This window comes from Luteimonas sp. MC1825 (assembly GCF_014764385.1).
GTDB lineage: Bacteria > Pseudomonadota > Gammaproteobacteria > Xanthomonadales > Xanthomonadaceae > Luteimonas.
Genome location: NZ_CP061714.1, coordinates 1,492,250 through 1,512,747 on the forward strand (window position 1 = coordinate 1,492,250; position 20,498 = coordinate 1,512,747).

13 protein-coding genes are annotated in these 20,498 nt (G+C 68.8%); 3 read left to right on the top strand and 10 right to left on the bottom strand.

Features of this window, described 5'->3' with window-relative positions; translation table 11 throughout:
• Positions 1-173: 173 nt before the first annotated feature.
• Complete coding sequence (gene acnA / locus IDM46_RS06900; RefSeq protein WP_182821142.1) at positions 174-2,933, top strand: aconitate hydratase AcnA; 2,760 nt, start codon at positions 174-176, stop codon at positions 2,931-2,933.
• A gap of 40 nt (positions 2,934-2,973) precedes the next feature.
• Here the strand turns inward: acnA and IDM46_RS06905 are convergent, their stop codons facing one another.
• Positions 2,974-3,390, bottom strand: coding sequence for a nuclear transport factor 2 family protein (locus tag IDM46_RS06905; RefSeq protein WP_182821140.1), 417 nt, complete (start codon positions 3,388-3,390; stop codon positions 2,974-2,976).
• A gap of 192 nt (positions 3,391-3,582) precedes the next feature.
• On the opposite strand from IDM46_RS06905, the gene IDM46_RS06910 reads away from it, so the two are divergent.
• The gene (locus tag IDM46_RS06910) at positions 3,583-5,256 is read left to right on the top strand and encodes a long-chain fatty acid--CoA ligase (RefSeq protein ID WP_182821137.1); all 1,674 of its coding nucleotides are present in this window, start codon (positions 3,583-3,585) and stop codon (positions 5,254-5,256) included.
• A gap of 185 nt (positions 5,257-5,441) precedes the next feature.
• A complete protein-coding gene (locus tag IDM46_RS06915; protein WP_182821135.1) occupies positions 5,442-6,359 on the top strand; it encodes a crotonase/enoyl-CoA hydratase family protein in 918 nt (305 codons plus the stop codon).
• A gap of 15 nt (positions 6,360-6,374) precedes the next feature.
• Here IDM46_RS06915 and IDM46_RS06920 read toward each other — a convergent pair whose 3' ends face one another.
• From IDM46_RS06920 to carB, 9 genes are all read right to left on the bottom strand, one after another.
• Entirely contained in the window at positions 6,375-8,522 is a 2,148-nt protein-coding gene (locus tag IDM46_RS06920; protein ID WP_182821133.1) for an ATP-binding protein, read from the bottom strand.
• Between the two features lie 5 nt (positions 8,523-8,527).
• A complete protein-coding gene (locus IDM46_RS06925; RefSeq protein WP_223877924.1) occupies positions 8,528-9,589 on the bottom strand; it encodes a two-component system response regulator in 1,062 nt (353 codons plus the stop codon).
• Between the two features lie 160 nt (positions 9,590-9,749).
• Positions 9,750-11,276 carry a lysine--tRNA ligase gene (lysS, locus tag IDM46_RS06930; protein WP_185115205.1) on the bottom strand — a complete coding sequence of 509 codons (1,527 nt, stop codon included), beginning with the start codon at positions 11,274-11,276 and terminating at the stop codon, positions 9,750-9,752.
• 49 nt (positions 11,277-11,325) lie between these two features.
• A protein-coding gene (gene prfB, locus IDM46_RS06935; protein ID WP_182821126.1) for a peptide chain release factor 2 occupies positions 11,326-12,454 on the bottom strand; the annotation gives its coding sequence in 2 pieces (ribosomal slippage) (positions 11,326-12,378 and positions 12,380-12,454; 1,128 coding nt in all).
• 167 nt (positions 12,455-12,621) lie between these two features.
• A complete protein-coding gene (locus IDM46_RS06940; RefSeq protein WP_182821123.1) occupies positions 12,622-13,971 on the bottom strand; it encodes a hypothetical protein in 1,350 nt (449 codons plus the stop codon).
• A 108-nt stretch (positions 13,972-14,079) separates the two neighbouring features.
• Positions 14,080-15,750 (bottom strand): single-stranded-DNA-specific exonuclease RecJ, encoded by a 1,671-nt coding sequence (recJ, locus tag IDM46_RS06945; protein ID WP_185115292.1) that lies wholly within the window; start codon positions 15,748-15,750, stop codon positions 14,080-14,082.
• 71 nt (positions 15,751-15,821) lie between these two features.
• The gene (locus tag IDM46_RS06950) at positions 15,822-16,757 is read right to left on the bottom strand and encodes a phosphoglycerate mutase (protein WP_185115293.1); all 936 of its coding nucleotides are present in this window, start codon (positions 16,755-16,757) and stop codon (positions 15,822-15,824) included.
• Positions 16,758-16,779: 22 nt separating this feature from the next.
• Positions 16,780-17,241: a transcription elongation factor GreA gene (greA, locus tag IDM46_RS06955; protein WP_182823687.1), complete on the bottom strand. Its 462-nt coding sequence runs from the start codon at positions 17,239-17,241 to the stop codon at positions 16,780-16,782.
• An 8-nt stretch (positions 17,242-17,249) separates the two neighbouring features.
• A complete protein-coding gene (gene carB / locus IDM46_RS06960; protein WP_185115294.1) occupies positions 17,250-20,495 on the bottom strand; it encodes a carbamoyl-phosphate synthase large subunit in 3,246 nt (1,081 codons plus the stop codon).
• Between the last annotated feature and the right edge of the window lie 3 nt (positions 20,496-20,498).

Genomic DNA, 20,498 nt, shown 5'->3' on the forward strand with positions numbered 1-20,498 from the left:
GGCTGGAACGGTATGCGCACATCATACATACTCATGCTTGCATACTCAACGCGCCATACTGTCCGCCTGCGGTTCCGGCGCTGCGCGCGCCGACAGTGCCACCCGGCCGTTACACAGGTCGCCGTAGACTGGCCCGCAGACCAACGCCCGCCATCCCCACAAGGAGCCCCGCCATGGCCGATTCATTCGCAACCCGCGACGTCCTCGCCGTCAACGGCCGGTCCTACACCTTCGCAAGCCTCGCCAGGCTGGGTGAGCGCTTCGACCTCACGCGCCTGCCCTACTCCATGAAGATCCTGCTGGAGAACCTGCTGCGGCACGAGGATGGTGGCGTCACTGTCGGCACCCACCACATCGAAGCGGTGGCGACGTGGGATCCCAAGGCCGAGCCGGACACCGAGATCGCGTTCATGCCGGCACGCGTGGTGCTGCAGGACTTCACGGGCGTGCCCTGCGTGGTGGACCTGGCGGCGATGCGCGACGCGGTGACACGCCTGGGCGGCAATCCGTCGCAGATCAATCCGCTGATCCCGTCGGAGCTTGTGATCGACCATTCGGTGCAGGTCGACGTGTTCGGCCGCGCGGACGCGCTGGATCTCAATGGCAAGATCGAATTCGAGCGCAACAAGGAACGCTACGGCTTCCTGCGCTGGGGCCAGAACGCGTTCAAGGACTTCAAGGTGGTGCCGCCCAACACCGGCATCGTCCACCAGGTGAACCTGGAGCACCTGGCACGGGTGGTGATGGAACGCGACGTCGACGGCACCCTCTGGGCGTTTCCCGACACCGTGTTCGGCACCGACAGCCACACCACCATGATCAACGGCATCGGCGTGCTGGGCTGGGGCGTGGGCGGCATCGAGGCCGAGGCCGCGATGCTCGGCCAGCCGTCGTCGATGCTCATCCCGCAGGTCGTCGGCTTCAAGCTGACCGGCAGGATGCCCGAGGGCGCCACCGCCACCGACCTCGTGCTCACCGTCACGCAGATGCTGCGCAAGCACGGCGTGGTGGGCAAGTTCGTCGAGTTCTTCGGCGAAGGCCTGCAGCACCTGCCGCTGGCCGACCGCGCGACGATCGGCAACATGGCGCCCGAGTACGGCGCCACCTGCGGCATCTTCCCGGTCGATTCCGAAGCCGTGCGCTACCTGCGCCTGTCTGGCCGCAGCGAGGAGCAGATCGCGCTCGTCGAGGCGTATGCGAAGGCGCAGGGGCTGTGGCACGCACCGGGCCAGCCGCAAGCGCTGTACTCCGCCGTGGTCGAACTCGACATGGGCACGGTCAAGCCATCGCTGGCCGGCCCCAAGCGCCCGCAGGACCGCGTGCTGCTGGAAGACGTCAAGTCCAACTTCAACGACAACGTCGGCCCACTCGTCGCGCACCGCAGCGCCTCCACCGACCACCAGGTCAACCGTTTCGACAAGGAAGGCGGAGACCAGCCACAGGCGGAACGCCTGGCTGCGAAGCCGGTGTCGAAGATCAGGCTCGACGACGGCGAACACCATCTCACCGACGGTTCCGTGGTGATCGCCGCGATCACCTCCTGCACCAACACCTCGAACCCGGCGGTCATGCTCGGCGCAGGCCTGCTGGCCCGCAATGCGGTGGCCAAGGGTCTCAAGGCGGCACCGTGGGTCAAGACCTCGCTTGGACCGGGCTCGCTGGTGGTCACCGACTACCTGAAGAAAGCCGGCGTCATGACCGACCTGGAGAAGCTCGGCTTCTTCGTGGTCGGCTACGGCTGCACCACCTGCATCGGCAACTCCGGGCCGCTGCCGGACGCGGTGTCGAAGGGCATCGCCGAGAACGACCTGGCAGTGGCGGCCGTGCTTTCGGGCAACCGCAACTTCGAAGGCCGCATCCACGCCGAAGTGAAGATGAACTACCTGGCGTCGCCGCCGCTGGTGGTGGCTTACGCGATCGCCGGCACGGTGGACATCGACATGACCCGCGAGCCGCTGGGCCAGGACGGCGACGGCAACGATGTCTACCTGCGCGACATCTGGCCGAGCAACAAGGAGATCGGGGACACCATCGCCGCGACGGTGGGCCCGGAGCTGTTCGCGCAGAACTACGCCGACGTGTTCAAGGGCGACGCCCGCTGGAACGCGATGGAATCGCCCGACAGCGAACTCTATGTGTGGGACGAAGCCTCGACCTACATCAAGAACCCGCCCTACTTCGACGGCATGACCATGGACGTCGGCAACATCGACGACATCCAGGGCGCGCGCGTGCTCGGCCTGTTCGGCGATTCCATCACCACCGACCATATCTCGCCGGCCGGCAGCATCAAGAAGGACTCGCCGGCGGGCGCGTTCCTGCAGTCGCGCGGCGTGCAGCCGGCGGACTTCAACAGCTACGGCTCGCGGCGCGGCAACGACGACGTCATGGTGCGCGGCACCTTCGCCAACATCCGCATCAAGAACCGCTTCTTCGACGGCGAGGAAGGCGGCAACACCCTGTACTTCGGCAGCACGCCGCCGGCGAAGATGTCGATCTACGACGCGGCGATGAAATACAAGTCCGACGGCACGCCGCTGGTGGTGCTGGCCGGCGCGGAGTACGGCACCGGCTCGTCGCGCGACTGGGCCGCCAAGGGCACCAACCTGCTCGGCGTCAAGGCGGTGATCGCGCAGAGCTTCGAGCGCATCCACCGCTCCAATCTCGTGGGCATGGGCGTCCTGCCGCTGCAGTTCCGTGATGGCGAGAACGCGGACGCGCTCGGGCTTGACGGTACCGAGGTGTTCGACATCGCCGGACTCGAGGACGGCCACTCGCGCTACGCCACGGTCACGGCGCGCCGGGCGGATGGCACCGCCAAGGCGTTCCAGGCACATGTGCTGTTGCTGACGCCCAAGGAAGTCGAATACTTCCGCCACGGCGGCCTGCTCCATTACGTGCTGCGCCAACTGGCCGCACAGGGCGCCAACTGAGCGCGCGGCGCCGGGCATGCGTGCCCGGCGCCGGCGTGTCCTATCCAGCCACCGGCGCCCAGGCGGCGCTGGTCATCCGCCATTCGCCGTCGACCAGCCGCCAGCCGGTATCGACCTGCCAGGCACGCGCGTTGTCGGGCAGCAGGTTCACGCCCGCGCGTCCGGTCAGCACCACGCTGAAGCGGACCCGCGCGTGGTCGCCCTGCAGCGCCACGTCCAGTGGTCCGGCGGTCACGCCCACGCCGTCGTGGCGCATGAGGTGCACCGCCGCCATGCGCCGCGCACCGTCGCGGTCAAGTCCGTCGGGCCCGATGAAATCCTCGGCGAGGAAGCCGCGCAGCACGCCAGCGTCACGCGCCTCGACCGCGAGGAACAGGCCGGCCAGCGCCTCGCGCAGCGCCTGTTCGGGTGGCGTGCGCGCGCATGCGGAAATCACCGCGGCCAGGACCAGCAGCACGGCTGCAAGCCACGGCGCGCGTGGGCGCCGGCGTGGTCCAACGTGCATCGCAAGCCCCTCTCCGGCGCGTCGCCGCGATCGCGCGCATCATAGCTGCACTGCGCCTTGCCCGGCACGCGAACGCTATGATCCAATCGGAACAGGCACGCTGCGGCACCACGCGCATCGACACTGCAATCAGGAGGGGAATGCATGAGTAGCACCGAGCGTCCGTGGCTGGCGAACTACCCCGCGGGCATCCCCGCCGAGATCGATCCGGAGGAGTTTTCGTCCATCCACGCGGTACTCGAAGGTGCCATCGCGAAGTACCGCGACCAGGCGGCGTTCTCCTGCATGGGCGTATCGATCACCTACGGCGAGCTCGATGAGCTCAGCACGCGGTTCGCGGCGTACCTGCTCTGCGAGCTGAAGCTCAAGAAGGGCGACCGCATCGCGATCATGATGCCCAACTGCCTGCAGTACCCCATCGCCACGTTCGGCGCGCTGCGCGCCGGGCTGACCGTGGTGAACACCAATCCGCTGTACACCCCGCGCGAACTGCGCCACCAACTGGTCGACTCCGGCGCGAAGGCCATCCTGGTGCTGGACAACTTCGGCCAGGTGGTCGAGAAGGTCCTTCCGGACACTGCCGTGCAGCATGTGATCACCACCGGGCTCGGCGACATGCTGGGCTTCCCCAAGGGCGCGATCGTCAACTTCGTCGTCAAGTACGTGAAAAAGATGGTGCCGGACTACAACATCGCCGGTGCCATGCGCTTCCGCGACGTGCTCAAGGCAGGCGCGCGGCACGCCATGCCGACGGTGGACATCGCCCCGGCGGACATCGCGTTCCTGCAGTACACCGGCGGCACCACGGGCGTCGCCAAGGGCGCGATGCTCACCCATCGCAACCTCGTCGCCAACATGCAGCAGGCCTCGGCCTGGGTGGGCCAGCAGGCACAGCCGGGCAAGGAGGTGATGATCACCGCGCTGCCGCTGTACCATATCTTCGCGCTGACGGCCAACGGCCTGGTCTTCATGAAGTTCGGCGCCAAGAACATCCTGATCACCAACCCGCGCGACATGCCGGGCTTCGTCAAGGAGCTCAAGCGCGAGCCGTTCACCGCGATCACCGGCGTCAACACGCTGTTCAACGGCCTGCTCAACACGCCCGGCTTCGAGGACGTCGACTTCTCGCAGCTGCGCCTGACGCTCGGCGGTGGCATGGCGGTGCAGCGCTCGGTGGCCGAACGCTGGAAGAAGGTCACCGGGGTGACCCTGGTGGAGGCCTACGGCCTCACGGAAACCTCGCCGGCGGCCTGCATCAATCCGATGGACATCGCCGAGTACAACGGCTCGATCGGCCTGCCGGTGCCGTCCACCGATGCCTGCATCAAGGACGAGGAAGGCCGCATGCTGCCCGCGGGCGAGGTTGGCGAGCTGTGCATCAAGGGGCCGCAGGTGATGCTGGGTTACTGGCACCGCCCCGAGGACACCGCCGAAGCGATCGATGCGGACGGCTGGCTGCACACCGGCGACATGGCACGGATGGAGCCGTCCGGGTTCTTCTACATCGTCGACCGCAAGAAGGACATGATCCTGGTCTCCGGCTTCAACGTGTACCCCAACGAGATCGAGGATGTCATCGCGATGATGCCGGGGGTGCTCGAGGTGGCGGCGGTGGGCGTGGCGGACGAGAAGTCGGGCGAGGCGGTCAAGGTCGTCATCGTCAAGAAGGACCCCTCGCTCACGGTGGAACAGGTGAAGGCCCACGCCCGCGCCGAGCTCACGGGCTACAAGCAACCGCGTTACGTGGAATTCCGTGACGAACTGCCCAAGACCAATGTCGGCAAGATCCTGCGGCGCGAGCTGCGCGACGAGGCCTGACCCGAAACCGTGACGGGCGTCACACAGTGACGCCCCGGGGCGTCCCCTGCCCCTGCCTGTCATTCCCGTCGCTTGCCGGCGGGCCTCAAACGGCGCATAGAGTGCCAGCGGGCAATTGAAAAACATCCCAGGGCTCCGCCGGTAGGCCCGGCCGGGGGCGCCCTGGCGTACAGGGGGACCTCCACATGACCAACGTAGAACTGTTGCACGGCAACGCTGCCACCGACCTCACCACCCTTCGCATCCAGCACGACCACTCGAACGACTCGCACTGGTGCTTCATGCACGCCCAGCAGGCGTTCTCGGATCCGACCTACCGTGCCTGCTTCTCGCCGCGCCTGCTGCGCGAGCTGCGCCTGTTTGCCCGCCAGGCCATCGAGGGGATCTCGGCCACCGCCGAAGCCGCCGGCACCGGCGTGGCCCTGTCGCACATCGTGCTTGGCTCCGACACGCACGTCTTCAACTTGGGTGGCGACCTGGCCCTGTTCGCGCAGCTGATCCGCGCCCGCGACCGCGACGGGTTGATGCGCTATGCCAGCGAATGCGTGGACAACATCCACCTGCTGCATTCGCGGCTGCATCCGAATGCGCACACCATCGCCCTGGTCGAGGGTGACGCCCTGGGCGGCGGCTTCGAGCTCGCACTGGCCTGCCAGACCATCGTGGCCGAGAGCGGCGTGCAGATGGGCTTCCCGGAGGTGCTGTTCGGCCTGTTCCCGGGCATGGGCGCCTACTCACTGCTCTCGCGCCGCGTGTCGCCGAAGCTTGCCGAGGAGATGATGCTCAACGGCGTCATGTACTCCAGCGACGAGCTGCACCGCATGGGCGTCGTGGACGTGCTGGTCCCCAAGGGCGAAGGCGTGCGCGCGGTGCACGAGGTCATCCGCCAGAACCGCCGCATCGCCGCCGCGCGCCTGGCACTGCATCGCGTGCGCGAAGTGGTCAACCCGGTCAGCCACCAGGAACTGATGGACATCACCCGCATCTGGGTGGACACCGCGCTGCAGCTCGGCGACAAGCAGTTGCGCATCATGGAGCGGCTGGTGCGTGCGCAGCTGCGTCGCCCCGAACCGCAGGTGGGCGTGGAAGCCGCCGCCCGCTGAGTCAGTAGTCCGTGCTCACGCACTCTCGGGGCCGACGCCTGCGTCGGCCCGCGAGAGGTCCCCGCGCTCGCGCAGCGCCGTCAGCGCCTGCTCGAGCTGCTGCCGCACCATCCGCACGATGCCCGCCCATTCGCGCAACAGGCGGTCGGCGGACATGCGCATGCCCTCCGACGCGGTGTCGGCCAGGCGCACCGCGCCCATGTTGCCCGCCGCGCCCTTGAGCGCATGGCAGGCGTCACGGAATTCCTCCCAGTTGCCGGCGGCACCCGCCACGTCGAGGTCGGCGACGCACTTGCGCGCGTCACGCGCGCACTCGACCAGGAAACGCTGCACGAACACCTCGCCCAACCCCATCTCGCGCAGTTCGTCGAGGATGTGCTGCGAGATCACGCTCTTGTCCATCGCGGCGCGGCCGGCGGTGGCTTGCGGCATTTCGACTGCCGGCTGGCCCGGGGCCACGCCGTCGGCGATCGCCGCCAGGCGCTCCAGCAGGCGCTCCACCATCACCGGCTTGGTCATGAATGCGTAGGCGCCGGCGCGTTCGCAGGCGTCGCGGGCTTCGGCGGTGGCGTCCGCGGTCAGCACGATGAATGGCGTGCGCTTGCGCCCCGCCTCCATGAAGCGGGCCTGCTTGAGGATCTCCAGGCCGCTCGCGCCGGGCATGTGCAGGTCGATGATCACCGCGTCGAATGCCTGCGATTCCAGTGCCACCAGCACGTCGTCACCGTCATCGACCATCTGCGGCCGATGGCCGGCCTTTTCCAGCAGCCGGCGCATGACCATGAGGTTCGCCCCCTGGTCGTCGGCCACCAGGATCCGCATCGGCCGCACACGCGCACGGTGGCGCACGAACGGATCGTCGAAGGCGATGACGTTGTCGAGGTTGGCCGCCGAGTCGTCGTGGACCACCGTCGCGAACGGCAGATCCGCCCAGAAGTGCGATCCGACGCCTGCTTCGCTTTCGACGCCGATGGTGCCGCCCATCTGCTCGGTCAGCGCCTTGGCGATGGTGGTGCCGAGGCCGGTGCCGCCATGGCGCCGCGCCAAGCCGGTATCCACCTGCTCGAATGCGTCGAAGATCCTGTCCAGCGAGCCCGCGGGAATGCCGATCCCGGTGTCGCGTACGGAAAACCGCAGCCAGACCTTGTCGGCGCCGCTGGACGCCATTGCCACCTGCAGTGCCACACGCCCGCAATCGGTGAACTTGATGGCATTCGACAGCAGGTTCACCAGGATCTGTCGCAGGTGGTTGGCATCGCCGTGCAGGATCTTGGGGATGTCGCTGGCGATGTCCATGCCCAGCGCCAGGCCCTTGGCGTGCGCGCCCGGCTCGAGCATGACCTGCACGCCCTTCACCAGTTCGCGGACCGCGAAATCGGCGTCGGTATGGTCGAACTTGCCGGCCTCGATGCGCGAGATGTCGAGCACCTCGTCCACCAGCGCCTGCAGCGCGCGCGCCGACGTCCGGATCACTTCGGCCGTGTCGCGCTGCTCGGCGGTGAGTGGCGTCGCCGACAGCAACTCCGACATGCCGACGATGCCGTTGAGCGGCGTGCGGAACTCGTGGCTCATGTTGGCGAGGAAGCGGCTCTTGGCTTCGTTGGCCGCCTTGGCGGCTTCGGTGGCCTTCACCAGGGCATTGAGCAGCGAGCTCAGGTACAGCGGCACCGCGACCAGGCCGGCGAGGAGGCCCCAGCCCAGCCGGGCATTCTCCTGCCAGTAAGGGGTTGCCAGCAGCGCCGCGCCAAACGACACCACCGCGAAGCCGATCGCCGCATGCAGCCAGCGTGAGCCATAGCGCAGGCCGTTGCCCACGGTGACCCACATGATGACCACGTACAGCCAGGCAAGCAGGTCGCCCAGCAGGTACATGCCGATGCCCATCAGGCTGTAGTCGGCGACCATGCCGAGCACGCGGCGTGGCGCGGACACGCCGGGCCGGGCCAGCAGCCAGCCAACCACGGCGAGCGCGACCACGAATTCCACGGCCAGCAACTGTTGCGAGAGCCGCAGCGCCTGCGCGACGTCAGGCCGCCCGCTGACCACCAGTTGCAGGTACGCCTCCACCACCACCAGCATCAACAGGCGCACGATCGCCTGCGCGTGCTCGCTGTCGGGGCGGTTGGCCAGGCGAAGCCTGGCCCATTGCAGGGCGCGCCTCACGCGGGTCAGTCCGCGGCGACCACTGCTGGCAGGGGTGGCGCATAGCGGGCGCATGCCTCCTCGACGCGCACCCGGTTGCGCACCAGCGCGTCCACGCAGCGCGGATCGAACAGCGTGCCGCTGTGGCCGCTGATGAACCCGAAGGTCTCGTCGATCGTCCAGGCACGCTTGTAGGGGCGCTTGGACACCAGCGCGTCGAACACGTCCGCCACTGCCACCACGCGCGCCTCGACCGGGATCTGCTCGCCGACCAGGCCGTCCGGATAGCCGCTGCCGTCATAGCGCTCCTGGTGCCGCAACGCGATGGTCGCGCCGGCCTGGATGAAGCGGTTCTGGCTGTCCTTGAGCAGCTCGTGGCCGATTTCCGGATGCTTGCGCATCAGCAAGGTCTCTTCCGCGGTCAGCGGGCCCGGCTTCATCAGGATCGCGTCGGGAATGGCGATCTTGCCGATGTCGTGGAGCGGCGCGGCGAGTTCGATCACCCGCACCTCATCCTCCATCATGCCCATGCCATCCGCGACGATCGCGGCCACGGCGGCGAGGCGCTCGAGGTTGGCGCTGGTGCCGGCGTCGCGGTAGGCGATGGCGCGGGCCAGCCGGGTCAGCGTCTCGCGCTCGCGCTCCTCGACCTCGTGCATGCTCGACAGCAGCCGCTGCTCGAGTGAGAGCGCGCGCTGCTTGACCGATTCGGACTGCTGGCGAAGCTGCAACAGGTTGCGGCAGCGCGCGCGCAACTCGCGCGGGCGCACCGGCTTGACCAGGAAGTCGATCACGCCCGAGTCGAGCGCCGCCTGGCGGATGGGTTCATCGCCGACCACGGTGACCAGCACGATCGGCACGTCGCGGTGCAGCAGCGGGCGGCGGAAGCGGCGCGCGAACTCCAGGCCATCCATGACCGGCATGCGGTAGTCGAGCAGCAGCAGGTCGGGACGGTTGTCCTCGCACCAGCGCAGTGCCACCTGCGGGTCGCCGAAGTCCAGCACCTCGAGTTCAGGGCTGATGTCCTCGAGGATGTGTCGCAGCATGGTGCGTGCGGATGTCTGGTCGTCGACGATGACGATATTCAAATGCGCTGGCTCCCTGACGCTCCCCGGTGATCCCCAACTTGCTCGCGGTCTCCCGGAAACAAGCAATTCCTGTGCCTTGCACTGCACCCCTGCAGCGGCGATCGCCCACCGGAGCATACGTCACTTGACGCTGGCAACGGTCAAACGGTGACGCTGGACGTCACTCGTGGCTGGGGTGCGCTTCTGGCCGCATGTACGGGAACAACAGTACGTCGCGGATCGAGGACGAACCTGTGATCAGCATCACGAGACGGTCGATGCCGATGCCCAGGCCACCGGTGGGCGGCAGGCCGACCTCGAGCGCGCGGATGTAGTCGGCGTCGTAATGCATCGCCTCGTCGTCACCGCCGGCCTTGGCTTCGACCTGCGCCTGGAAGCGCGCCATCTGGTCTTCGGGGTCATTGAGCTCGGAGAAGCCGTTGGCGATTTCCTTGCCGCCGATGAACAGCTCGAAGCGGTCGGTGATTCCGGGCTCGCTGTCGGATTCGCGCGCCAGTGGCGACACTTCCACGGGGTAGTGGGTGATGAAGGTCGGCTGCACCAGTCCGCCTTCGACGGTCTTCTCGAAGATCTCGAGCAACAGCTTGCCCCAGCCGTAGCCCGGCTTCACCGCGACCCGCAGCCGCTCGCAGTGCCGCGCCAGCGCGTCGCGGTCGCGGCAGTCGGCGGCGCTGATCTCCGGGTTGAGTTCGCGCACGGCGTCCTCGAGCTTCCAGCGGCGGAACGCCGGCGCGAGGTCGATGTCGTGGCCGTCCCACGCGAACCGCGTGCCGCCGGTGGCGTCGCCCGCCACGTCGCGGATCATCGCCTCGGTCAGGTCCATCACCTCGATGTACGTGGCGTAGGCCTCGTACAGTTCGAGCATGGTGAATTCGGGATTGTGGCGCGTGCTGACGCCTTCGTTGCGGAAGTTGCGGTTGATCTCGTAGACGCGTTCGAAGCCGCCGACCACCAGACGCTTGAGGTACAGCTCGGGCGCCACGCGCAGATAGAGGTCCAGGCCGAGCGCGTTGTGGTGGGTGGCGAACGGGCGCGCGGTGGCGCCGCCGGCGATGTAATGCATCATCGGCGTCTCGACCTCGAGGAAGCGGCGCGCATCCAGCCAGCGCCGCAGCGAGGACACGATGCGCGAGCGCATGACGAACACCTCGCGCGCGTCGGGCGACACGATCAGGTCGACGTAACGCTGGCGATAGCGCTGCTCGACGTCGGCCAGCCCGTGCCACTTGTCGGGCAGCGGGCGCAGCGACTTGGTCAGCAGCCGCAGCGTGTCGGCGCGCACCGACAGTTCGCCGGTGCGGGTGCGCGTCAGCCCGCCTTCGACGGCGACGATGTCGCCCACGTCCCAGCCCTTGAACGCGTCGTAGCGCTCGCCCAGCGTGGAGGCCTGCAGGAACAGCTGGATGCGCCCGCTGACGTCCTGCACCTCGGCGAACGCCGCCTTGCCCATCACCCGCTTGGCGACCATGCGCCCGGCCATCGCGACGCGCCGGCCAGTGGCTTCCAGAGCGGCGGCATCCCAGGCGTCGCTGTCGGCGTACTCGGCCTGCAGGTCACCGGCATGGTCGGTGCGCCGGAAGTCGTTGGGAAACGCCACGCCCTGGCCGCGCAGGGCGGCGAGTTTGCCGCGACGCTCCGCGATCAGTGCGTTCTCGTCGACGGGGGCGGGCTTGGCGGCGTGGGTCATGGCGTTCTTTGCTGGAGGGAGCGGCGTGCGCCCCGGATGGATGGCGCGGTCAGGCCGCGTCGGTGCGCTTGGAGCCGGCTTCGAGGCCGGTCTTCAGGCTGGCCTCGATGAATTCATCGAGGTCGCCATCAAGCACGTTCTGGGTGTCGGAGCGTTCGATGCCGGTGCGCAGGTCCTTGATGCGGCTCTGGTCGAGCACGTAGTTGCGGATCTGGCTGCCCCAGCCGATGTCGGACTTGGTGGCTTCGAGCGCGTCCTTCTCGACGTTGCGCTTCTGCACTTCGAGCTCGTAGAGCTTGGCGGCAAGCATCTTCATCGCGGTGTCGCGGTTCTGGTGCTGGCTGCGCCCGGTCTGGCAGGCGACCACGGTGTTGGTCGGGATGTGGGTGATGCGCACCGCCGATTCGGTCTTGTTGACGTGCTGGCCGCCGGCGCCGGAAGAACGGTACACGTCGGTGCGCAGGTCGGCCGGGTTGATCTGGATATCGATGTCGTCATCGACTTCCGGCGACACGAACACCGAGGTGAAGCTGGTGTGGCGGCGGTTGTCGGAGTCGAACGGCGACTTGCGCACCAGGCGATGCACGCCGATCTCGGTCTTCAGCCACCCGTAGGCGTATTCGCCTTCTACGCGGAACGTGGCCGACTTCACGCCGGCGACATCGCCGCCGCTGACTTCCATGAGCTCGGTCTTCCAGCCGCGCTGCTCGCACCAGCGCAGGTACATGCGCAGCAGGATCTCGGCCCAGTCCTGGGCCTCGGTACCACCGGCACCGGCCTGGATGTCGACGAAGGCGTTGGCCGAGTCCATCTGCCCGGAGAACATGCGCTGGAACTCGAGCTTCTCGACCTGTCCGGCCAGCCGTTCGACGTCGCTCACCACCGCGTCCGCGGTGTCGTCGTCGTTCTCGTCCTCGGCCAGGTCAAGGAGTTCCGCGGCGCCGACCAGCCCGTCGGTCATGTCTCGGATGCCGTTGACCGTCTTGTCCAGCAGCGAGCGCTCGCGGCCAAGCGCCTGCGCGCGGGCGGGGTCGTTCCAGACATCGGGATTCTCGAGCTCGCGCTCTACCTCTTCAAGGCGTTCGCGCTTGGCATCGTAGTCAAAGAAACCCCCTGAGCGAATCCAGCCGGCCCTTGAGGTCGGCGATGCGCTGGCGGACGGGATTGAGCTCGATCATGTGCTGGTCGATCCGCGTGGAAAGAGGCGGATTCTAGCAATTCCAGCGGCGCGGCCGGCTGAAACCGGCCGCGCGCCGCATTTCACGGAGTGGCGGCTGCACGCGAGCGCGGCGCACGAACGCCCTTCCGTGCAGCCCCCCCGTTGCACGGAGTCCCGGCTGCGCCCTCAGCGACGCTGGACCTGCACCCGGTAGCGACCACCCTCGCCACCGGTTGCCGACGACGCCTCGAGCACGTAGTCGCCCGCCTCCAGCGTGTGCGCGATGCGCGAATCGAACCCGCCGCCACCATCGTCGTCTTCCGCCAGCGGCTCGCCAGCCCGCAGGAGCCTGAGGTGCGCATCGACGCCGTCATTCGAGGCCATCTCGATGAGGTAGGTGCCGGCGCGCGCGACGTTGAAGCTGTAGCGGTCGGTCATGCCCGGCAGCAGGGTGGCCTCGCGGGCCTGGCCCACCTCAAGGCGGCCGCCGCCCGCATCGGCAGGCACCGGCGACAGGCGCGCCGCCAGCGTGAACAGCCCTGCCCCGCCCTGCACGTTGAACGCGGATGCGCGCACCGCGTAGTCGCCGGCGCCCAGCACCGTCGCGATGCGCGCGTCGAGACGCTCGCCACCATCGTCGTCGTCGATCAGCACCCCTTCGCCGGTCAGCTGCAGGCGTGAATCCAGCTCGGGACTGCGCATGTCGATCGCGACCAGCTGCCGCTCCGCCAGGCGCAGGCGGTAGGTCACCGGCTGCCCCTGGTACAGCGCGGTCACATCGTTGCCGGCGACCAGATCGCCGTCGCTGGCCACGGTCACGCCAGCCGGAAGCTCGCGCTCGGCGACCGAGAGCTCGTACTGCCCACCCGCCTGCCCCTCGTAGCCGGAGGCCACCAGGGTGTAGGTGCCAGGAACGAGACGCGCGGTGAGCTGCGAGTTGCTGCCGTCGGCATCGTCGCTGCCGAGCGACAGCCCATTGCCCTCCAGGCCCAGCACGGTGTCGAACTCGTCGGATGCCATGCGCACCGAGTACATGCCTTCTCGATCGATGCGCAGGGGAATGCGCTTGCTGCCGTCCAGCCAGTCGGTGATGGATGCGCCGCTCGCCAGTTCGCCACCGCCGTAGACCTGCAGCTCCGACGACGCCAGCGTGAACGGGCCGTACGCCGAAGCGTCGCTGCCGCTCACCGCGAGCACGTAGCGGCCGGCGCGCGATGCGCGCACGGCGAGCGTGGCCGTCTCGGACTCGGCGGAGGAGGTGCGCAGCAGCTGTCCGTCGAGGTACAGCGACAGCTGCGCCCGCAGCGGGCCTTCGACCACGAAGCGCACGCCCTGGTCGGCCTTCAGCGCTACGCCGAACAGTTCGCTGCGCGTGCCGTCGCGCCAGTTCAGGAGGTCGGCGCTGGTGATCTCGCCACGCAGTTGCTGCCCGGGTGTGATCGGCGTGGTGGCGGGGCCGGCCGCCGTGGCCGTGGTGCCCGCCAGAGACAGGCCCATTGCGACGGCCAGCGCCAGCGTCTTTGTCTCGTTTCGCATGCAGGGAATCCTTGGAAGTTCCGTGGCAGACGCCGCGTCTGGCCCGGTCGCGCCAGCGGATTATGCGAGTGCCGCGTATTCAGCGATAGCCCGCGACCTGCTGCCGGATCAGCAGGCTTCGAAGTGCTCGACCACCAGCTGGATGGCATCGCCGCCGCGGTAGTCGTCGGGCGCCAGGCGGTAGGCCAGGCGCGCGCGCGCCGGCGGCGCTTCGCCGCGCCAGGCACCGAAGTGGATGGCGGGAAGCGCCGTGCGCAGGCCCGCCACGCCCAGCGTCAGCTTGAGGTGGCGCTCGCCGACCACGCGCCAGTCGCGCACGTCGAACTCGCCATCGAACAGCGGCTCGGGGAATCCCTGCCCCCATGGCCCGCCGTCGCGCAGGGCTTCGGCGTGGGCGCGGTCGAACTCGCCGGATGCGAGGGCGCCATCGCTGTCTATGACGGCGAGAAGCGCGCTGGCGTCGAGCATGGCTTCGGCGTGGGCGTGGAACGCCGCTTCGAAGGCAGGCAGGTCGGCCAGGTCCAGGCTCAGCCCCGCCGCCATGGCATGCCCGCCGAACTTCGCGATCAGGCCGGGATGGCGGGCGTCGACCGCCGCCAGCGCATCGCGCACATGGAACCCTGGAATCGAGCGCGCCGATCCGCGCAGGCTGGTGCTGCCCGCCTCCGCCGGCGCGAAGGCGACCACTGGCCGGTGCAGGCGCTCCTTGAGCTTCGACGCCACCAGGCCGACGACGCCGGGATGCCAGCCGGCGTCGAACGCGCACACCGCCGCGCGGCCGCCGCCGTCATGGCCGTACGCGTCGAGCGCATCGGTCGACAGGGCCAGCTCGGCTTCGTCCAGCATGGTCTGCTGCACCACCCTGCGTTCGCGGTTGATCGCGTCCAGGCGCTGCGCGAGTTCGCGTGCGCGCTCGGGCTCGTCGCACAGCAGGCATTCGATGCCGAGCGCCATGTCTTCCAGGCGCCCGGCGGCGTTCAGGCGGGGCGCAACGGCATAGCCGATATCGCCCGCTCCCAGCGTGGCGGCCTGGCGCCCGGCGACCTCGATCAGTGCATTGAGTCCCGCGCAGCCGCGGCCGGCACGCAGCCGGCGCAGCCCCGCCGACACGAGGGCGCGGTTGTTGGCGTCGAGCGGCACCAGGTCGGCCACGGTGCCCACCGCCACCAGGTCGAGCAGCGTGGACAGGTCGGGGCCGTTTCCATCCAGTCGGCCTTCCGCGCGCAGGCGCGCGCGCAGCGCCAGCAGCACGTAGAACATCACCCCAACGCCGGCCAGCGATTTGCTGGCAAAGCCGTCCCCGGCGCGGTTCGGATTGACGATGGCGTGCGCGGCGGGCAGGCGTTCGCCCGGCAGGTGGTGGTCGGTGACCAGCACCTGCCAGCCCAGGGCGCGCGCGGCATCGATACCGGCGTGGCAGGCAATGCCGTGATCGACGGTGACCAGCAGGTCGGGCTGCAACGGTGCAAGCTCGGCCACCAGCGAGGTCGACAGGCCGTAGCCGTGCGCCACCCGATTGGGCACCGCGTGCAGCACCTCGCGCGCGCCGAGCATGCGCAGCCCGCGCACCGCGACCGCACACGCCGTGGCGCCGTCGCAGTCGAAATCGCCGACCACCAGGATGCGGTTCCCGGCAGCGATGGCGTCGGCCAGCAGCGCGGTAGCGGCATCAAGATCGAGCATGCCCTCGGGCGGCAGCAGGCCGGCCAGGCGTGGCCGCGCGCTGTCGACGTCGTGCGCGCCGCGCGCAGCGTAGATCCGCTGCAGCAGGGGCGGCATGTCCGCCGGCCATGTGGTCGTCGCGGCCGGCGCGGCGGCAGCGGGTCGCCGTCGGATGCTGCGGACCGCGCTCAAGCGGCGGGCCAGGCGGCGCCGCGACGCCACACTCGCAGCGCATGCCAGCGTCGCAGGCGCAGGCGCCAACCGTCGCCGTCGTCGAGTTCCACGACGTTGATCGCGCCGGCACGCAGCGCTTCGAGCGCGGGCTGCAGCCAGTCGCGTTCGATCCACTGCAGGTCGCGCGTGCCTTCGATGTCATACACGCCGGCCTCCGCGGCGAACCGCGGCGGCAGCGCCGTGCCGCGTCCGCCGGCGGTCGCCAGTGCGCGCGCGGTGTCGTCATCGCTGAAGCCGTGCTTACCGGCCTGCGCGCCGCCGCCGAGGGCCACCGGCGGCAACGTGCCGCCGCCCCAGAACCAGAGCGCGTTCACCGGCGACTGCCCGCGCGCCACGCGCGCCGCATTCCAGGGATGGTTGTGCAGGGTCACCTGCACCTCGTTGGCCAGCGTGCGCCAGCGCCGCCCTTCGGGGCTGGTGTCGAGGTGCTCGAAGATGTCTTCGCCAAGCGCGTCACCGGGATCGGAGAACGCCGGGATCTTCGCCTCGCGCGGCAGGCGCAGGTACCAGCGCGACGGGTGCGGCGCGTCGAGCGTGAAGCCGGCATCGCCGAACAGCGGGCGCAGCGCGGGCAGCAGCGCTTCGCAGTCGGCGGCGGTGAGCGCCAGCGCCTCCCCGTGGGCCATCAGCCGCACGCCGTTGATGTCGGGGCGCAACCAGGCCGGATCCGCACGCAGCCAGGCCGCGCTTACGGCATCGCCGACGTCCGCGTTTCGCGACAGCGCCGCGATTGGCCAGCCCTGCCCGACCAGCGGGAAATGCCGTAGCAGCTGCGCACGGCGCCCGGGCTCGCCGGCGGCGAGGCGGTCCCCGCGGGCCAGCATCGCCGCAGCGCCCGTGGACAGGCGCTGCCGCCCCAGCCGCGCGGCGGCCGGGAGCAGCAGTGTCACGGAAGCCGGCGCCATCGCCGGATCAGCCGTAGCTGACGGAAACGATCTCGTACTCGACGGTGCCGCCGGGCGCGTCGATGCTGACTTCGTCGCCCTCGTGCTTGCCGATCAGCGCCCGCGCCACCGGCGAGGAGATCGCGATCAGCCCGAGCTTGATGTCGGCCTCCAGGTCGCCAACGATCTGGTAGCGCTTTTCCTGGTCGGTCTCGACATCCGCCAGCACCACGGTGGCGCCGAACACGACCTTGCTGCCCACGTCGAGCGTGGCGATGTCGATCACCTGGGCGTGCGACAGCTCGCCCTCGAGCTGCTTGATGCGACCCTCGATGAAGCCCTGCTGCTCGCGTGCGGCGTGGTACTCGGCGTTCTCCTTGAGATCGCCATGCGCGCGCGCCTCGGAGATCGCATTGATCACCGCGGGCCGCTGCACCGACTTGAGTTCCTCGAGCTCGGCGCGAAGCCGCTGCGCGCCCTGCGCGGTAATGGGGGGTCTCATGCCTGTTTCAGTTCCTCATGCAGTTCGTGCAGGGCCCACACCGGACCCGTGCCGCGATATTCCAGAGAGTGCAGCAACGCCCGCGCACCGGCAATGGTGGTCGAGTACGTCACGCGCTGCTGCAGCGCCTCGCGCCGGATGGAGAACGAATCGGAGATCGCCTGCCGTCCTTCGGTGGTATTGACGATGTAGGCGATCTCGCCGTTCTTGATCAGGTCCACCACGTGCGGGCGGCCTTCGATGACCTTGTTGACGACATCGCAGGCCAGCCCGTTCTGCTGCAGCCACTGCGCCGTGCCGCGCGTGGCGACCAGGCTGAAGCCGCGCTCGAGCAGCGCCTGCGCGACCGGCAGCACGCGTTGCTTGTCGGGGTCGCGCACCGAGATGAACGCCTTGCCCGGCTCGGGCGCGCGGATGCTGGCCGCTTCCTGCGCACGCGCGAATGCGGCGCCGAAGCTGCGGCCCACGCCCATCACTTCGCCAGTCGAACGCATTTCCGGGCCGAGGATCGGGTCCACGCCCTGGAACTTGGCGAACGGGAAGATCGCCTCCTTCACCGAGTAGTAGTGCGGGATCACCTCGGCGGTCGCGCCGAGCTCGGCCAGCGTCTTGCCGGCCATGCAGCGCGCCGCGATCTTGGCCAGCGGGATGCCGGTGGCCTTGGACACGAACGGCACCGTGCGCGAGGCACGTGGGTTCACTTCCAGCAGGAAGATCACGTCCTCGCCGTCATCGCCCGCCTGCACCGCGAACTGGGTGTTCATCAGGCCGACCACGCCAAGCGCGCGCGCCAGCTGCGCGACCTGCTCGCGCAGCCGCGCCTGGGTGTCCGCGGACAGCGAGTACGGCGGCAGCGAGCACGACGAGTCACCGGAGTGCACGCCCGCCTCTTCGATGTGCTCCATCACGCCGCCGATCAGCACCGCACCGTCCTTGTCGGCGATCACGTCGATGTCGACTTCCACGGCGTTGTCGAGGAAGCGGTCGAGCAGTACCGGCGAATCGTTGGACACCTTGACCGCGTCGCGCATGTAGCGCGCTAGATCGGCATCGGCATGCACGACTTCCATGGCGCGGCCGCCGAGCACGTAGCTCGGGCGCACGACCAGCGGGTAGCCGATCTCGCGCGCCAGCAGCAGCGCCTGCTCGGCGCTGCGCGCGGTGCGGTTGGGCGGCTGCTTCAGGCCGAGCGTGTCGACCAGCTTCTGGAAGCGCTCGCGGTCCTCGGCCAGGTCGATCGAATCCGGGGAGGTGCCGATGATCGGCACGCCGTTGGCTTCCAGCGCGCGCGCGAGCTTCAGCGGCGTCTGTCCGCCGTAGTGCACGATCACGCCCTTCGGCTTCTCGAGTTCCACGATCTCCAGCACGTCTTCCAGCGTCACCGGCTCGAAGTACAGGCGGTCGGAGGTGTCGTAGTCGGTCGAGACCGTCTCCGGGTTGCAGTTGATCATGATGGTCTCGTAACCATCCTCGCGCAGCGCCATCGCGGCGTGCACGCAGCAGTAGTCGAACTCGATGCCCTGGCCGATGCGGTTCGGCCCGCCACCGAGCACGATGATCTTGTCGCGCGTGGAAGGCGCGGCTTCGCACTCGTCCTCGTAGGTCGAATACATGTAGGCCGTGGTGGTGGCGAACTCGGCGGCGCAGGAGTCCACGCGCTTGTACACCGGACGGATGCCGAAGGCGCGGCGCAACGCGCGGATCGCCTTCTCCTCCACCTGCACCAGCTGCGCCAGGCGCGCGTCGGCGAAGCCCATGCGCTTGAGCGCGCGCAGGCGTGCGCCATCGAGCGCATCGACGCCGCGCGCGGCTACCTCGCGCTCCGCGGCCACGATGTCTTCCATCTGGTCCAGGAACCAGGGATCGACCCACGACAGCGCGTGCACGTCCTCGACCGACATGCCGGCGCGGAACGCATCGGCGATGTGGAACAGGCGCTCGGGGCCCGGCTCGCGCAGCTCGCGCTTCAGCACCACCAGGTCGTCCTCGCTGGTGAGGTCGAGGCCGGTGGGGTCGAGCCCGACCTTGCCGGTCTCCAGGCTGCGCAGCGCCTTCTGCAGCGATTCCTGGAAGGTACGGCCGATCGCCATCACCTCGCCCACCGACTTCATCTGCGTGGTCAACCGCGAGTCGGCCTGCGGGAACTTCTCGAACGCGAAGCGCGGGATCTTGGTCACCACGTAGTCGATGCTCGGCTCGAACGACGCCGGCGTGCGGCCACCGGTGATGTCGTTCTTCAACTCGTCGAGCGTGTAGCCGACCGCCAGCTTGGCCGCGATCTTGGCGATCGGGAAGCCGGTGGCCTTGGAGGCCAGCGCGGACGATCGCGACACGCGCGGGTTCATCTCGATCACCACCACGCGGCCGGTCTCGGTGTTGATGCCGAACTGCACGTTGGAGCCGCCGGTGTCGACGCCGATCTTGCGCAGCACCGCGATCGAGGCCTGGCGCAGGCGCTGGTATTCCTTGTCGGTGAGCGTCTGCGCGGGCGCGACGGTGATCGAGTCGCCGGTGTGCACGCCCATCGGGTCGAGGTTCTCGATCGAGCAGACGATGATGCAGTTGTCCGCGGTGTCGCGGACCACCTCCATCTCGAACTCCTTCCAGCCCAGCACCGATTCCTCGACCAGGATCTCGCCCACCGGCGACAGCTCGAGGCCGCGCTTGGCGATCTCCTCGAACTCTTCCTTGTTGTAGGCGATGCCGCCGCCGCTGCCGCCGAGGGTGAAGCTCGGGCGAATGATCGTCGGGTAGCCGACCTTGGCCTGGGTGGCCACGGCCTGCTCGAACGTGCGCGCCACTTCGGCCTTGGGGCATTCCAGGCCGATTTCGGCCATCGCGACGCGGAACAGCTCGCGGTCCTCGGCCATCATGATGGCCTCGCGCCTGGCGCCGATCAGCTCGACGCCGTACTTCTCCAGCACGCCGTGGTCGGCGAGGTCCAGCGCGCAGTTCAGCGCGGTCTGCCCGCCCATGGTGGGCAGCAGCGCGTCCGGGCGCTCCTTCTCGATGATCTTCTCGACCATCTGCCAGGTGATCGGCTCGATGTACACCGCGTCGGCGGTATCCGGGTCGGTCATGATCGTCGCCGGATTGGAGTTGACCAGGACCACCCTGTAGCCCTCCTCGCGCAGCGCCTTGCAGGCCTGCGCGCCGGAGTAGTCGAACTCGCACGCCTGGCCGATGACGATCGGGCCCGCGCCGATGATGAGGATGGTCTTGAGGTCGCTGCGCCTTGGCATTGC

Excerpts from the sequence above, each read along its gene's own strand:
- acnA (WP_182821142.1), top strand. The coding sequence starts at position 174 with ATGGCCGATTCATTCGCAACCCGCGACGTCCTCGCCGTCAACGGCCGG.
- lysS (WP_185115205.1), bottom strand. The coding sequence starts at position 11,276 with ATGACCCACGCCGCCAAGCCCGCCCCCGTCGACGAGAACGCACTGATC.
- IDM46_RS06915 (WP_182821135.1), top strand. The coding sequence starts at position 5,442 with ATGACCAACGTAGAACTGTTGCACGGCAACGCTGCCACCGACCTCACC.
- carB (WP_185115294.1), bottom strand. The coding sequence starts at position 20,495 with ATGCCAAGGCGCAGCGACCTCAAGACCATCCTCATCATCGGCGCGGGC.
- IDM46_RS06910 (WP_182821137.1), top strand. The coding sequence starts at position 3,583 with ATGAGTAGCACCGAGCGTCCGTGGCTGGCGAACTACCCCGCGGGCATC.
- recJ (WP_185115292.1), bottom strand. The coding sequence starts at position 15,750 with ATGCCGCCCCTGCTGCAGCGGATCTACGCTGCGCGCGGCGCGCACGAC.
- IDM46_RS06940 (WP_182821123.1), bottom strand. The coding sequence starts at position 13,971 with ATGCGAAACGAGACAAAGACGCTGGCGCTGGCCGTCGCAATGGGCCTG.